Raw genomic sequence first — 12620 nt, forward strand, 5'->3', positions numbered from 1 at the left:
GGTGTCTTAAGCCTGGGCCAAGCGGAGGGAGTATCCGTGATGTTTACTTATATCACCGTCGGCATCAACGATCTGCCCCGCGCCATCCGCTTCTATGATGCTGTCCTGGCGACGCTCGGCATCGAGCGCCGCGAAACGGACGAGAACGAGGCGGGTTATGCCACCCCCGGCGATAGCCGCTGCGGGTTCTGGATCAATCATCCTTTCGATCGTCGCGCGGCAACGGTGGGCAATGGCTCCATGCCGGCCTTCGACGCGTCTTCGCGGGCGGCCGTCGATGCGTTCCATGCAGCAGCGATCGCCCATGGCGGCACGGACGACGGCGCCCCCGGCATTCGCCACTTTCACCCGAATTTCTATGCCTGTTACGTCCGTGATCCCGATGGCAACAAGCTGTCGGCGCTTTGCGAGCGCCCTGAATAATCACTTCACGGAGATCGATTCATCCTCGGGCGTCCGGCGGTAACCCGAGACGGCCGAGCCGACATCGCGCGGCAGGCCGAAGAAGGGGACGACCGCAAACAGCGACAGTCCTGCGACGATCGCAAACGCCAGATGGAAATCACCGAGCGACAGGTCCCCACCTGAGATCCGCGTGCTGGCTTCGAGGATCGAGGCGGCGGCTGCAACGCCGAGCGCCAGGCTCACCTGCTGCAGCACGGAGGTGAGCGAGGTTGCCTGCGAGGCGGCGCGATCCTCGATCTCCGCATAACCCAGTGTGTTCACCCCGGTGAAGAAGAACGAGCGGCAGAAGCCACCCAAAAGCAGGACCGCCATGATCAGGAGTATCGGCGTCGCCGGCGTGAACAGCGCATTGGCGGCCGTGGTCAGCGCGCCGAAGATGCCGGCCATGATCAGCACGTTGCGAAAACCCAGAGCGGCAAAGGCACGTCTGGCGATGAACTTGGTGGTGATCGCCCCGATGGCGGCGATGAACGTGGTCATGCCGGATTCGAAGGCGGTCATGCCGAAGCCGAGTTGCAGCATCAGCGGCAGCAGGAAAGGCGTGGCACCGGCGGCGATGCGAAAGAGCGTGCCGCCGACGATCGAGGCGCGGAAGCTCCGGTTGGCAAAGAGGGTCAGGTTCAGGATGGGTGCGGGATGTCGCCGGGCGTGCAGCACGTAGAGGATCATCGACAAGATGCCGATCAAGGTCGCGGCGGCACCGACCCAGATAGGCAAAGCCGGAAGGCTCATGACCGATAGACCGAAGACCAGACCGGATGCCGCCGAAGCGCTGAGGAGAAAGCCCTTCCAGTCGATCCGCGCCGTCTCGACCGGCTCGATCTCGGGAAGGTAGACGCTGGAAAGCCAGAGGCCGAGGAGACCGATCGGGAGATTGATCAGGAAGATCCAGTGCCAGCTGAAGAATGTTGTGATGAACCCGCCCACCGGCGGCCCGGTAATCGGGCCGAGCAGGCCGGGAATGGTCAGTAGCGCCATGGCCGAGACCAGTTCGCTCTTCTTCGTGGTGCGCAACAGGACGAGACGCCCGACTGGCGTCATCATCGCCCCACCCATGCCTTGCAGGAAACGGGCAGCAACAAAGGTGAGGAGCGAATCGGAGATGGCGCAGAACAGCGAACCCAGCATGAAGACCACGATCGCCGCCCGAAACACCCGCTTGGCGCCGTAACGATCCGCCATCCAGCCGCTCGCGGGAATAAAGATCGCGAGCGCCACCATATAGGAGGTTAGCGCCAGCTTGAGCGTAATCGGCCCCACGCCGAGATCGGCCGCGATCGTCGGAAGGGCCGTGGCGATCACGGTCGAGTCCATCTGCTCCATGAAGAGCGCGACGGCGAGGATGAGGGGTGTGATGCGGTTCATCGGCATTCCGGGCGGAGCCGCGTCTGCGGCAAAGACCGGTTCTCATACCCCAATCGCGCTCCGGTTGAAACTGCGGCAACTCCGGTAGGCAGTCTGCCGCGAGCCACGGTTCTGGCGCCTTCTGTGAAAAAGCATCACGATGGTGTGAGAGTGCTACCCGCCGCAGACCTTTCCCCTATGTCGAGGTCAGCCCGTGCAGGGGCGAGGTGATTTGTTTGAGGAGATTGCAATGGTTACGATGAAAAGACGTATGCTGCTCGGAAGCGCCGGGGTGGCTTTGGCCGCCCCCATGATCATGACCCGGGCTGCGATCGCACAGCAGTCGGGAGCGGATACTTCAATGAATATTGATCGCGCCATGCCGCCGGAAACCCACCGGTTCAACGTCGGCAAGTTCGAGGTCGTGGTGGTCAAGGATGGTTCGCGCCCCTCCGGCAATCCGCAGGAAACCTTCGGCACCAATCAGAGCGTGGAAACCGTCGGCGCTCTGCTGGAAGCCAACTTCCTGCCGGCTGACAGCTTCGTCAACAGCTTCGCCCCGGTGCTCGTCAATACCGGTTCTGACGTCGTTCTCTTTGACACCGGTCTCGGTGAGGGCGGTCGTGCAAACGGTCTCGGCCGGCTGGTGGAAGGCCTGACGGCCGCCGGCTACACGCGCGAAGATGTGACGACGGTGGTGCTCACCCATATGCATGGCGACCATATCGGCGGCCTGATGGAAGGCGGCCAGCCGGCCTTCCCGAATGCGCGTTATGTGACCGGCCAGGCCGAATACGACTTCTGGGCGGATCCGGCCCGCGTCGGAACCCCGGCCGAGAACGGCCACAAGGGAGTGCTCGCCAATGTCGCGCCGATGGCGGAAAAGATGACCTTCATCGGCGACGGTGGCGAAGTCGTCTCCGGCATCACCGGTATGGCGGCTTTCGGCCACTCCCCGGGCCATATGATCTACCGCCTGGAATCGGAAGGGCGCCAGCTGGTTCTGACGGCCGACACCGCGAACCACTTCGTCCTCTCGCTGCAGCGTCCGGATTGGGAAGTCCGCTTCGACATGGACAAGGCGGCAGCCGCCGCGACCCGTTCCAAGGTCTTCGACATGCTGGCGACCGACAAGCTCGCTTTCCTCGGCTACCACATGCCGTTCCCGGCCGTTGGTTTCGTCGAGAAGGTTGACCAGGGCTATCGCTACGTGCCGAAGGCCTACCAGTTCGATATCTGAGCCTGATCAGGGGCCGCGCCAGGGTGCGGCCCCTTGATTATCAGGGTCAGTGACCGGCGAAGATTTCGTCGGTCGCCTGCTCGATGAACTGATGGATGCGGCTGTCGATGTCGGCATCGCTCACGGCGACACCTGCCGAGGTAAAGTCCTGGCGCAACTGCTCAAGCAGCCGATGCGGCTCAACGACCTGCTTGACGGCAACGGTGCGCGCATAGGCTTCGACATCGTCGAGCCCCATCGTATAGGCAGCCCAGCGGCCGACCATCTTGCTGCCGCGCACGCGGGCCTTGAACTGGATTTCCGCCTGGCGGGCGAACTGGTTTTCGAGTGCCTGAGCACGCTTCTTCAATGCAGTCATTGTCGATCCCCTGGTCTTCTTGTTCTTGGTTGTGCCCCCAGCCCCGAGAGCAGATCCCTTATATAAGCAAGAGCTTCAAGGACCGTGTAGCGGGTCGATACAATTCTAACGAACGCGGATTTTTCTGTATTGGCGAAGCCTCGATCCGAGACCTGGGAACTTTGCCAGCTTTTGCTATTCCTTTCCTGTCATGAACGTGTTACCAGCCCTCGCCAACTTCCAAGCATTTCATGCAGAAGCGACCGAACGGGATTTCTCGTTTTCCGGCCGGATTCTGCCTATTCAAACGAAGGAATTGGCAATGGCACGCATCGTAATGTCGGCAACTGGCGCAGAAGCGCTCACCTTTGACGACGTCCTCCTGCAGCCGGGGCACTCCGAAGTGATGCCGGGGCAGACCAACATCGCGACGCGGATTGCCCGGGATATCGACCTCTCCCTCCCGATCCTCTCCTCTGCCATGGATACCGTCACCGAAAGCCGGCTGGCGATCGCCATGGCCCAGGCCGGTGGCATCGGCGTCATCCACCGCAACCTGACACCAACCGAGCAGGCTGAAGAAGTCCGCCAGGTCAAGAAGTTCGAAAGCGGCATGGTCGTCAATCCGGTGACCATCGGCCCCGAAGCAACACTGGCGGAAGCCAAGGCGCTAATGTCCGCACACGGCATTTCCGGTATTCCGGTTGTCGAGGGAGCAAGCCGCCCCGGTCGCCTCGTTGGCATTCTGACCAACCGCGACGTGCGCTTCGCGTCTGACCCGAGCCAGAAGATCTATGAGCTGATGACCCGCGAGAACCTCGTGACGGTCAAGGATGGTGTCGACCAGCAGGAAGCCAAGCGCCTTCTGCATTCTCACCGCATCGAGAAGCTGCTGGTCATCGACAATGAAGGCCGCTGCGTTGGCCTGATCACCGTCAAGGATATCGAGAAGTCGCAGCTCAATCCGCATGCCGCCAAGGATGCCCAGGGCCGCCTGCGCGTCGCCGCTGCCATCTCCACTGGTGATGATGGTGTCGAGCGCGCCGAGCGCCTGATCGATGCCGGCTGCGACGTGATCGTCGTCGATACCGCCCACGGCCATAGCCAGAAGGTCCTGGATGCCGTTGCCCATGTGAAGAAGATGTCGAACGCCATCCGCATCATCGCCGGCAACGTCGCGACGAGCGAGGGCACCCGTGCGCTGATCGATGCCGGCGCTGACTGCATCAAGGTCGGCATCGGCCCGGGCTCCATCTGCACCACCCGCGTTGTCGCCGGCGTCGGCGTGCCGCAGCTCGCAGCCGTCATGGCCGCCGTCGAGGAAGGCAACAAGCACGACATCCCGGTCATCGCCGACGGTGGCATCAAGTTTTCCGGCGATGTCGCCAAGGCGATCGCTGCTGGAGCATCCGCCGTCATGGTCGGCTCGCTGCTCGCCGGCACGGATGAAAGCCCGGGTGAGGTCTACCTCTACCAGGGCCGCTCCTTCAAGGCCTATCGCGGCATGGGCTCCGTCGGTGCCATGGCCCGTGGCTCGGCCGACCGTTACTTCCAGGCGGAAGTGCGCGACACGCTGAAGCTCGTGCCGGAAGGCATCGAAGGCCAGGTTCCCTACAAGGGCCCGGTCTCGGCCGTCCTGCATCAGCTCGCCGGTGGCCTGAAGGCCGCCATGGGTTATGTCGGCGGCAAGGACATCAAGGACTTCCAGGAAAAGGCGACCTTTGTGCGCATTTCCGGTGCCGGCCTGCGTGAAAGCCATCCGCATGGCGTGACCATTACCCGCGAAAGCCCGAACTACCCGGGCGCCGCGTGATCCTCGAACGAACACCCGGACCGCGCCGGGCGCCGCTCCTCTGGGCAAGCGGCGTCCTTTCGGCTGGGCTGCTTGCCTGGATGCATATCGGCTTCGCACGACCGTTCGCTGGATTGACCGGCGGACGGGCCATGCCTGACCTGGATATTGAGAGCACGGCGCAGGGGCTGCTGGCGCTGAAGTCTCTCCTGGAGACGAGGCCGGAAGCGGCCGAACTCTTGCGCGCCATGCATCTCGGTCCAGACCTCCTGCTGCCGGCGATGCTTGGCTTGTTTCTCTTCCTGCTGATGCGCCATGTAGCAACGGGTGCGAGCCTCTACGGACGCGCGGCCGAGCATCTCTTGCCGGCACTGACGGCTCTGCCCGTGGCCTATGTGGCAGTCGACTATGCCGAAAACATCCTGAGCCTGATGCTCTTTCCGCCCGCCATGCCGGCGCCGGGCGCCGCAGGCCTTCTGGCAGAAGCCATCTCCTGGCTCACGCGTCTGAAGTTTGCCGCTCTCGTCATTTCGGGCATCCTCATTTTGCGGCTGACATTTGGCCCGAAGCCTGCAAACGAGCCCTGATTCCTCCGCCGCATCAATTTGAGGACGTGATTTTCCATGACCGGTTTTGAAATGTTCTGGCCCCTCGTGGCCCACGCCTTTCTCGTTTTCTGCCTCTATGCCCTGCTGGTCATGCGTCGCGCCTCGGTCGTCCGTTCGGGCAAGGTCGAGCGCATTGCCTTCCGTGAAAACCTCGCCGAGCCAGAAGAGAGCCGTGTCGTTAATCGGGCGATTGCCAACCAGTTCGAGCTGCCGGTGCTGTTCTATGCACTCTCGGTGCTGCTCTTCATCACCGAGGCCGACAATATCGTTGCCGTCGTTCTCGCCTGGATCTTCGTCGCCGCGCGTTACGTTCAGGCCGCAATGCAGGTGGCCGGGAATCTGCCGCTGCGCCGGCTGTTCTTCATGGTCGGGTTCGTGACGCTGTTCCTGATGTGGCTGTGGCTTGTCGTCTGGATGGCCACCAGCTGAAGCCTTCACGGCAACGTGTCTGGGCGGAGTGGGTCGAGGCTCTATCTTGACGTGGCATCCCATCCATCCCCCGAGGAGAGTGTCATGTCGAAGCCCGAAATCACGCAAGGTATGATCGACGCCTATGACGAATACACCCACCTGACCCTCGACCGCCGCGGCTTCATGCAGAAGCTGACGGCGCTTGCAGGCTCCGGTGCCGCCGCTGCCGCCATCATGCCCATGCTTGCCGCTAACCAGGCAAATGCCGCCATGGTCGAGGAGACCGACGCGCGGCTCGACGTGTCGGACGTGACCTATCCCGGCGCATCCGGCGAGATGAAGGGATATCTGGCGATCCCGAAGGATGCCGCCGACCGCCTGCCCGCCGTGATCGTCATCCACGAAAACCGTGGCCTCAACCCGCACATCCGCGATGTCGCCCGCCGCATGGCACTCGAAGGTTTCGTCGCGCTCGCCCCCGATTTCCTGTCGCCCAATGGCGGCACACCGTCCAATGAGGACGAGGCGCGCAACATGTTCCAGTCGCTCGACATGGCCGGTGCCACGGCCAATGGCGAGGCGACACGCGCCTTCCTCGCAGGTCATGAGAAGACCAATGGCAAGGTCGGCGCGATCGGCTTCTGCTGGGGCGGCGGCATGGTCAACCGCATGGCGGTCGCCTCTCCGGAGCTTGGCGCCGGTGTCGCCTATTACGGCTCGCAGGCCCCGGCCGATCAGGTACCTGCGATCAAGGCGCCGCTGATGTTGCACTATGCGAGCCTCGACGAGCGCATCAATGCCGGCATCGACGCCTACAAGGCGGCCCTCGACGCCAACGGCAAGACCTACGAGCTGCACATGTATGAGGGCGTCAACCACGCCTTCAACAATGACACCTCGTCTGCCCGTTACGACAAGGCCGCAGCAGACCTGGCCTGGTCGCGCACTGTCGAGTTCCTCAAGAAAAACCTTGCCTGATCAGATGGGGGGAGCGTCGCGTCGCGCTCCCCCCATTCATGACATTTCGATGAAATCTCCTTGCCTTTGACACCGATCAAACCGCTTCACCTCTCCTGCGCCTAGCTTGCCTTCAAGTCGCTGGCACACGCGGCGCGCGCAATCAAGCGAGGGAGACTGACATGGCATCGATGATGAAGGCTGCGGTGGTCCGCGAATTCGGCAAGCCACTGGTGATCGAGGAAATGGCGATCCCGGATCCGGGCCCTGGCCAGATCCTGGTGAAATACGAGGCGACGGGCGTCTGCCACACTGACTTGCATGCCGCCAATGGTGACTGGCCGGTCAAGCCCAACCCGCCCTTCATTCCCGGCCATGAAGGTGTCGGCTATGTTGCGAAACTCGGTGCCGGCGTCTCGCGCATCAAGGAAGGTGATCGGATCGGCGTACCGTGGCTGCACACCGCCTGCGGCTGCTGCTCGCCGTGCCGCACCGGCTGGGAAACGCTCTGCGGCAGCCAGCAGAATACCGGTTATTCGGTCAACGGCACCTTTGCCCAATATGGCCTCGCAGATCCTGACTATGTCGGCCGTCTGCCGGACAATCTGGAGTTCGGCGCCGCCGCTCCCATTCTCTGCGCCGGTGTCACCGTCTACAAGGGCCTGAAGGAAACCGAGGTGAAGCCCGGTGAATGGGTCGTCATTTCGGGCATCGGAGGTCTTGGCCATATGGCCGTGCAATATGCCAAGGCCATGGGCATGCATGTGGTCGCCGCCGACATTTTCGAGGACAAGCTGAAGCTTGCCAAGGATCTCGGTGCAGATGTCGTCGTGAACGGCACGGCGGGAGATGCGATCGAACAAGTGCAGAAGGCGACCGGCGGGGTGCATGGCGCGCTCGTCACCGCGGTTTCGCCCAAGGCCATGGAGCAGGCCTATGGCTTCCTGCGCTCCAAGGGGACCATGGCGCTGGTCGGTCTGCCGCCAGGCTTCATCTCGCTGCCGGTCTTCGAGACGGTGCTGAAGCGCATCACCGTGCGCGGCTCGATCGTCGGCACGCGCCAAGACCTCGAGGAGAGCCTGCAGTTTGCGGGCGAAGGCAAGGTCGCCTCGCATTTCAGCTGGGACAAGCTGGAGAACATCAACGCGATTTTCGACCGCATGAAAGAAGGCAAGATCGACGGCCGTATCGTCCTCGATCTAGCAGCCTGATTCAAAACGACAAGTCGAGGGGCGGCATCGCGTATGCCGCCCCTCGTGTGTTTTCGTCCGACGCGCGGGTCAGTTGCCCGACTGGATGACGGCGACGCGCGGAAGAGCGCTGGTGCAGGCCGTGTCCTCGCAGATCCCCGAGAGCCAGACCTCACCATTACCGATCATGACGCCTTCGGAATTGACGAAGAGATCGCCATAGTCCTGGTTCGACACGGCCTCGACGATCGTTTCGGTAAACACGCTGTCATAGCCGTCCAGCAATTCCTGCTCCGAACTATAGGTCGCCTCTTCGCCGTCGATGGTCACTGTGATCGGATAGCTCACGAGGCTGACCACAATGTCGGACTTGCCTTCCTCAAGTGCCACCTTGAAGGCGTAAAACAGCTCCTTGTAGTCTGCGACGTCGCCGAGAAGGGTTTCGATCTGTTGATCGACCGAGGCTTCGTCGGCTCGCGCGACCTGGGTTGTAAGGACGGCTGCGGCGAGCGCGGCGGAAAAGAAAATGGCAGTCGATCTGATCATGTGATGTTGGTCCCCAAACAAGCTTCTCCCACCTGATAATCCAGATCTGCGACGGTGCATCGCATCACTTTTGGAGGGATCTGCAATAGAGCGCGGCAATTGTGAACGCAGAGTGAAGGAGGCAAGTCTGGTTGCCGGCCTGACAGGTCGCTATATATTGCACTGCAGCAAGATAGGGATCGCCACATGACGCAAGCAGAGACCAACGCCGCAACGGACAAGATTTTCGTCTTTCAGGGCGGTGGCGCACTCGGCGCCTATCAGGCGGGCGCCTATGAGGCCTTGCATGAAAACGAGGTGGAGCCTGACTGGCTGGCCGGCATTTCGATCGGCGCCATCAATGCCGCCATCATCGCCGGCAGCCCGCGTGAAACGCGCATCGCCAATCTCCGCGACTTTTGGCACACCGTTTCGTCCAACCTCGATTTCGGCTGGACGGCTCAGGACAATACGCTCCGCCGGATGCAGAACGACGCCGCGGCCATGGCCGCCATGGCCTTCGGCATTTCGGGTTTCTTTTCGCCGCGTCTACCTACCTTGCAGCAATTGTTCGCCAATCCGGATCACCGGGTCAGCTTCTACGACACCGAGCCGCTGATGAAGACGCTCGACCGTCTGATCGACTTTGACCTCCTCAACGACTGCCAGACGCGGCTGAGCCTCGGTGCAGTGGAAATCCGCTCCGGCAATTTCGCCTATTTCGACAATCGCAAGGGCCGTCTCGACGCACGCCATATTGCAGCCTCCGGCGCCCTGCCGCCGGGATTTCCGCCAATCGAAATCGATGGCCGACACTATTGGGACGGCGGTCTCGTCTCCAATACGCCGTTGCAGCATGTCCTGAACGTCAATGATGCCTCGCGCGACCTCGAAATCTTCCAAGTGGATCTCTTCAATGCGCGGGGCGACATGCCGCGCGACCAGTTCGAGGTGGAAAGCCGGATCAAGGAAATCCGCTACTCCAGCCGCACACGCATGAACACCGATGATTTCGCGAGGCGTCAGATCGTCCGCCGCGCTGCCAAGCGTCTCCTCGAAAAGCTGCCGCCGGAATTCCGTGACGACGAGGACGCGCAGATCCTCCGCTCCATCGGTCACGAATACGACGTTACCATCGTTCACCTGATTCATCGCCGCGCCTCGCATGCGACCCATGCCATGGATGCGGAATTCTCCCGCCGTTCGATCGAAGAGCATTGGAAGGCAGGTTACGACGACGCCTCCTATACGCTGAAGCATTCGAAGTGGCGCAATCGCGGTCGCCCCAAAGACGGCATCCAGATCTTCGACCTCGCGCGCGAGCGTCACCTGCAATTGGAAGTCTGAGGATCGCGACCTTTTTTGTGGGGGAAGCAACCAAAGATGGGTGCTCCCTCTGCCATTAACACTTTTGCCAGACCGCTCCCTTATGTCGATGACACAAGTCTGACAGCCATGATGGTTGCAGCGGATGGGGAAGAATGATGAACGACCACGCCGTGGAGGGGCGACTGCAACTTCGCAAGAAGCCGCAGCAGGAACGAAGTATTCAGCGACTGGAGGCCATTCTCGAGGCCGCCATCGAGCTTTTTCTCGAAAAGGGCGTCGCCGAGACAACCATGAGCGAAATTGCCTTGCGGGCGGGCATTTCGATCGGTTCGCTCTACCAGTTCTTTCCCCAGAAGGCGGCCGTCATCAAGGCGTTGCATGAGCGTTTCTCGGCCGAGCTCGAAGGCTTCATCCGTCAGATCTTCGCAAATGTCGAAACGCTGGATGAGGCGGCGGAGCGCGCCGCGGACAGTCTGATTGAACTGAATGCCATGTTTCGCGAACAACGCATCTACATGTCGTTGTGGCAGGCGATCGTCGTCGACAAGGATCTCTCCCAGCTGTCGCACGAATTTCACGAGCAGGTCATCGCGAGCTTCTACCGCGATCTGTCGCATCTCGTCCCGCAAAGCGAGTTCGAACGTTTTCGCGTCAACATCAAGCTGATGATCCTCGCAACCGGCGAGGTCATCCGCTTCACGACCCAGCAGCCGGACGAGGTCGCACGCGCCCATCTCGATCAGTGGCGTCGCATCATTCGCCGCAGCATCTTCGCCTTCTGAGCGGCCTCACCAGCCGGGGATCATGTTGCCGGCGCGTAGCCGTGGATAGTAGCGCGAATAGGTCTTCGGCTCGCCGTCCATGTCGTCCTCGACCTGTGCGGGGGTAATGTTGTCCAGGCAGGCAGTGATGTGGTCTGTGATCGCATTGACGAGCGAGGTCGAAAGCCCTGGCCGCTTCATCAGGCCGATCTGCACCGGCGGCAGCGGCGGGAAGCCGTCATTGGCCGTCAGGACCTTCATGCCTGTTCGCAGCGCCGATTCCGGCAGGATCGACACCGCCATGCCGGCGAGCACCGCGGCCGCGACGACCGTCGACGACCAGCTGGTGAACAGGATCTGATAGTCACGACCATCCGCATCCAGCGCCGAGCAGGCGAGCTGCCGCCACTGGCAGTCGCGTCGTCCGACCGCGAGCGGCACGGGAGCATCATCCTTCAGCGGATGATTGGCTGATCCAACCCAGCAGAGCGGTTCGGTCCGTACGACATCGGACTGTCTGAGCAGCGGATTGTGGGTCACCAGCGCGATATCGAGTTCGCCCTTGCCCATCTTGTCGGCAAGATCCATCGAAGGCTCACAGACGATGTAGAGTTCCACATTCGGATGCGTCTTGGCGAAGCGTCCGATGATTTCGGGCATGTAGCGGTCGGCATAGTCGTCCGGCGTGCCGATCCGCAGCGTTCCCTCAAGCCTGTTATCGTCGAAGGCCGCGATCGCTTCCGAATTCAGCCGGATGATGCGCCGCGCGTAATTCAGCAGCTTGTCGCCATCGGCAGTGAGCCGGTTGCCCCGGCCATCCTTGATGAACAGCTGCTTTCCGACCCGTTCTTCCAGGCGGCGCATCTGCATGGAAACGGCGGACTGTGTCTTGAAGACACGGCCAGCAGCCTTGGTGAAGCTGCCGGTGTCGACGATGGCAATGAAAGTCTGCAACTGATCGATATCGAGGGGAGCCGACATGAAAGTAATCCATCAGAAGGGTTGATGACTACCATTAGAAACATTCGTTGGACTGATCAATATCCTTTCGACATCTTCGTGATCGTAATCTTCACCGACCGGTTCCCGGCCAAGCTTCCAACTCCAACCCTCGTCGCCTGTCCGCTTTCTCGCGGACGGGAGAAATTTCTCGTGCCCGCTGAAAGGAAATAGCCATGCGCACGAACGATCGGATCCTCGACTTTGACCTCGAACTTGCCGTTGACCGGCCGGCCAGGACGTTTGCCGCACGTCTGTACCGCCTTCAGGCCTGGATCGGATCCCTTCGGGTGGCGCTGCGCAATCGACTTGCCGCGAACAGCCTTGCCGAACTCGACGAGCGCCTTCTGAACGACCTCGGCCTGAGCCGGGGCGACGTCCAGGACGTGCTGCGTCGTCACGGCTATACTGACGATCCTTCGCAGCAGCTGACTCGCTTGGCGCGCCGCCGCGCCGAGCGATCCCTTCGCGGTCGCAAGAGCGACTGAGGCCCCCTCGACCATCCCCGCAGGGTGACAGCCAATAGCCCTGCCTCTTGCCCGGTCCGATTATTCTGGACCGGGCTTTTTTGTAAACGCTAAAATAACGATGAATGGTGTGAAATACGAGGGGAAAAGCGACAGGCAGTAACCTGTTGCTAACGAGCGTATGTCAGCGATGAG

General features: G+C 61.5%; 14 protein-coding genes. 10 read left to right on the forward strand and 4 right to left on the reverse strand.

The genetic code is table 11. The annotated features are described in order from the left end of the window. Positions 1-39 precede the first annotated feature (39 nt). A complete protein-coding gene (locus tag BW978_RS04265) occupies positions 40-423 on the forward strand; it encodes a VOC family protein (protein ID WP_076392485.1) in 384 nt (127 codons plus the stop codon). Here the strand turns inward: BW978_RS04265 and BW978_RS04270 are convergent, their stop codons facing one another. Continuing rightward, positions 424-1830 (reverse strand): DHA2 family efflux MFS transporter permease subunit, encoded by a 1407-nt coding sequence (locus tag BW978_RS04270; RefSeq protein ID WP_076392487.1) that lies wholly within the window; start codon positions 1828-1830, stop codon positions 424-426. A gap of 229 nt (positions 1831-2059) precedes the next feature. Between BW978_RS04270 and BW978_RS04275 the strand changes: the two genes are divergently transcribed. Continuing rightward, entirely contained in the window at positions 2060-3049 is a 990-nt protein-coding gene (locus tag BW978_RS04275) for an MBL fold metallo-hydrolase (protein WP_076392489.1), read from the forward strand. Positions 3050-3095: 46 nt separating this feature from the next. Here BW978_RS04275 and BW978_RS04280 read toward each other — a convergent pair whose 3' ends face one another. Next, complete coding sequence (locus BW978_RS04280; RefSeq protein ID WP_076392491.1) at positions 3096-3407, reverse strand: ATPase inhibitor subunit zeta; 312 nt, start codon at positions 3405-3407, stop codon at positions 3096-3098. Between the two features lie 301 nt (positions 3408-3708). On the opposite strand from BW978_RS04280, the gene guaB reads away from it, so the two are divergent. From guaB to adhP, 5 genes are all read left to right on the forward strand, one after another. Beyond that, positions 3709-5199: an IMP dehydrogenase gene (gene guaB / locus BW978_RS04285; protein ID WP_076392493.1), complete on the forward strand. Its 1491-nt coding sequence runs from the start codon at positions 3709-3711 to the stop codon at positions 5197-5199. A 131-nt stretch (positions 5200-5330) separates the two neighbouring features. After that, positions 5331-5765 (forward strand): hypothetical protein, encoded by a 435-nt coding sequence (locus tag BW978_RS04290; RefSeq protein ID WP_139330301.1) that lies wholly within the window; start codon positions 5331-5333, stop codon positions 5763-5765. Positions 5766-5801: 36 nt separating this feature from the next. Next, positions 5802-6215, forward strand: coding sequence for an MAPEG family protein (locus BW978_RS04295; protein WP_076392495.1), 414 nt, complete (start codon positions 5802-5804; stop codon positions 6213-6215). Between the two features lie 84 nt (positions 6216-6299). Continuing rightward, the gene (locus BW978_RS04300) at positions 6300-7175 is read left to right on the forward strand and encodes a dienelactone hydrolase family protein (RefSeq protein ID WP_076392497.1); all 876 of its coding nucleotides are present in this window, start codon (positions 6300-6302) and stop codon (positions 7173-7175) included. 161 nt (positions 7176-7336) lie between these two features. Further along, complete coding sequence (gene adhP, locus BW978_RS04305; RefSeq protein WP_076392499.1) at positions 7337-8365, forward strand: alcohol dehydrogenase AdhP; 1029 nt, start codon at positions 7337-7339, stop codon at positions 8363-8365. Between the two features lie 69 nt (positions 8366-8434). Here the strand turns inward: adhP and BW978_RS04310 are convergent, their stop codons facing one another. After that, the gene (locus BW978_RS04310) at positions 8435-8890 is read right to left on the reverse strand and encodes a hypothetical protein (protein ID WP_076392501.1); all 456 of its coding nucleotides are present in this window, start codon (positions 8888-8890) and stop codon (positions 8435-8437) included. 186 nt (positions 8891-9076) lie between these two features. Here BW978_RS04310 and BW978_RS04315 point away from each other — a divergent pair, with 186 nt between their 5' ends. Together BW978_RS04315 and BW978_RS04320 are read left to right on the forward strand one after the other, a co-directional pair. After that, positions 9077-10216: a patatin-like phospholipase family protein gene (locus BW978_RS04315; RefSeq protein WP_076392503.1), complete on the forward strand. Its 1140-nt coding sequence runs from the start codon at positions 9077-9079 to the stop codon at positions 10214-10216. A gap of 137 nt (positions 10217-10353) precedes the next feature. Further along, positions 10354-10980 carry a TetR/AcrR family transcriptional regulator gene (locus tag BW978_RS04320; RefSeq protein WP_244551882.1) on the forward strand — a complete coding sequence of 209 codons (627 nt, stop codon included), beginning with the start codon at positions 10354-10356 and terminating at the stop codon, positions 10978-10980. A gap of 6 nt (positions 10981-10986) precedes the next feature. Here BW978_RS04320 and BW978_RS04325 read toward each other — a convergent pair whose 3' ends face one another. Further along, positions 10987-11940, reverse strand: a complete 954-nt coding sequence (locus tag BW978_RS04325) for a LysR substrate-binding domain-containing protein (RefSeq protein WP_054148766.1) — start codon at positions 11938-11940, stop codon at positions 10987-10989. A 194-nt stretch (positions 11941-12134) separates the two neighbouring features. Between BW978_RS04325 and BW978_RS04330 the strand changes: the two genes are divergently transcribed. Continuing rightward, positions 12135-12446 (forward strand): YjiS-like domain-containing protein, encoded by a 312-nt coding sequence (locus BW978_RS04330; protein WP_076392507.1) that lies wholly within the window; start codon positions 12135-12137, stop codon positions 12444-12446. Positions 12447-12620: the final 174 nt, after the last annotated feature.

It is taken from the genome of Rhizobium sp. RU33A, assembly GCF_900156055.1.
Lineage (GTDB): Bacteria > Pseudomonadota > Alphaproteobacteria > Rhizobiales > Rhizobiaceae > Allorhizobium.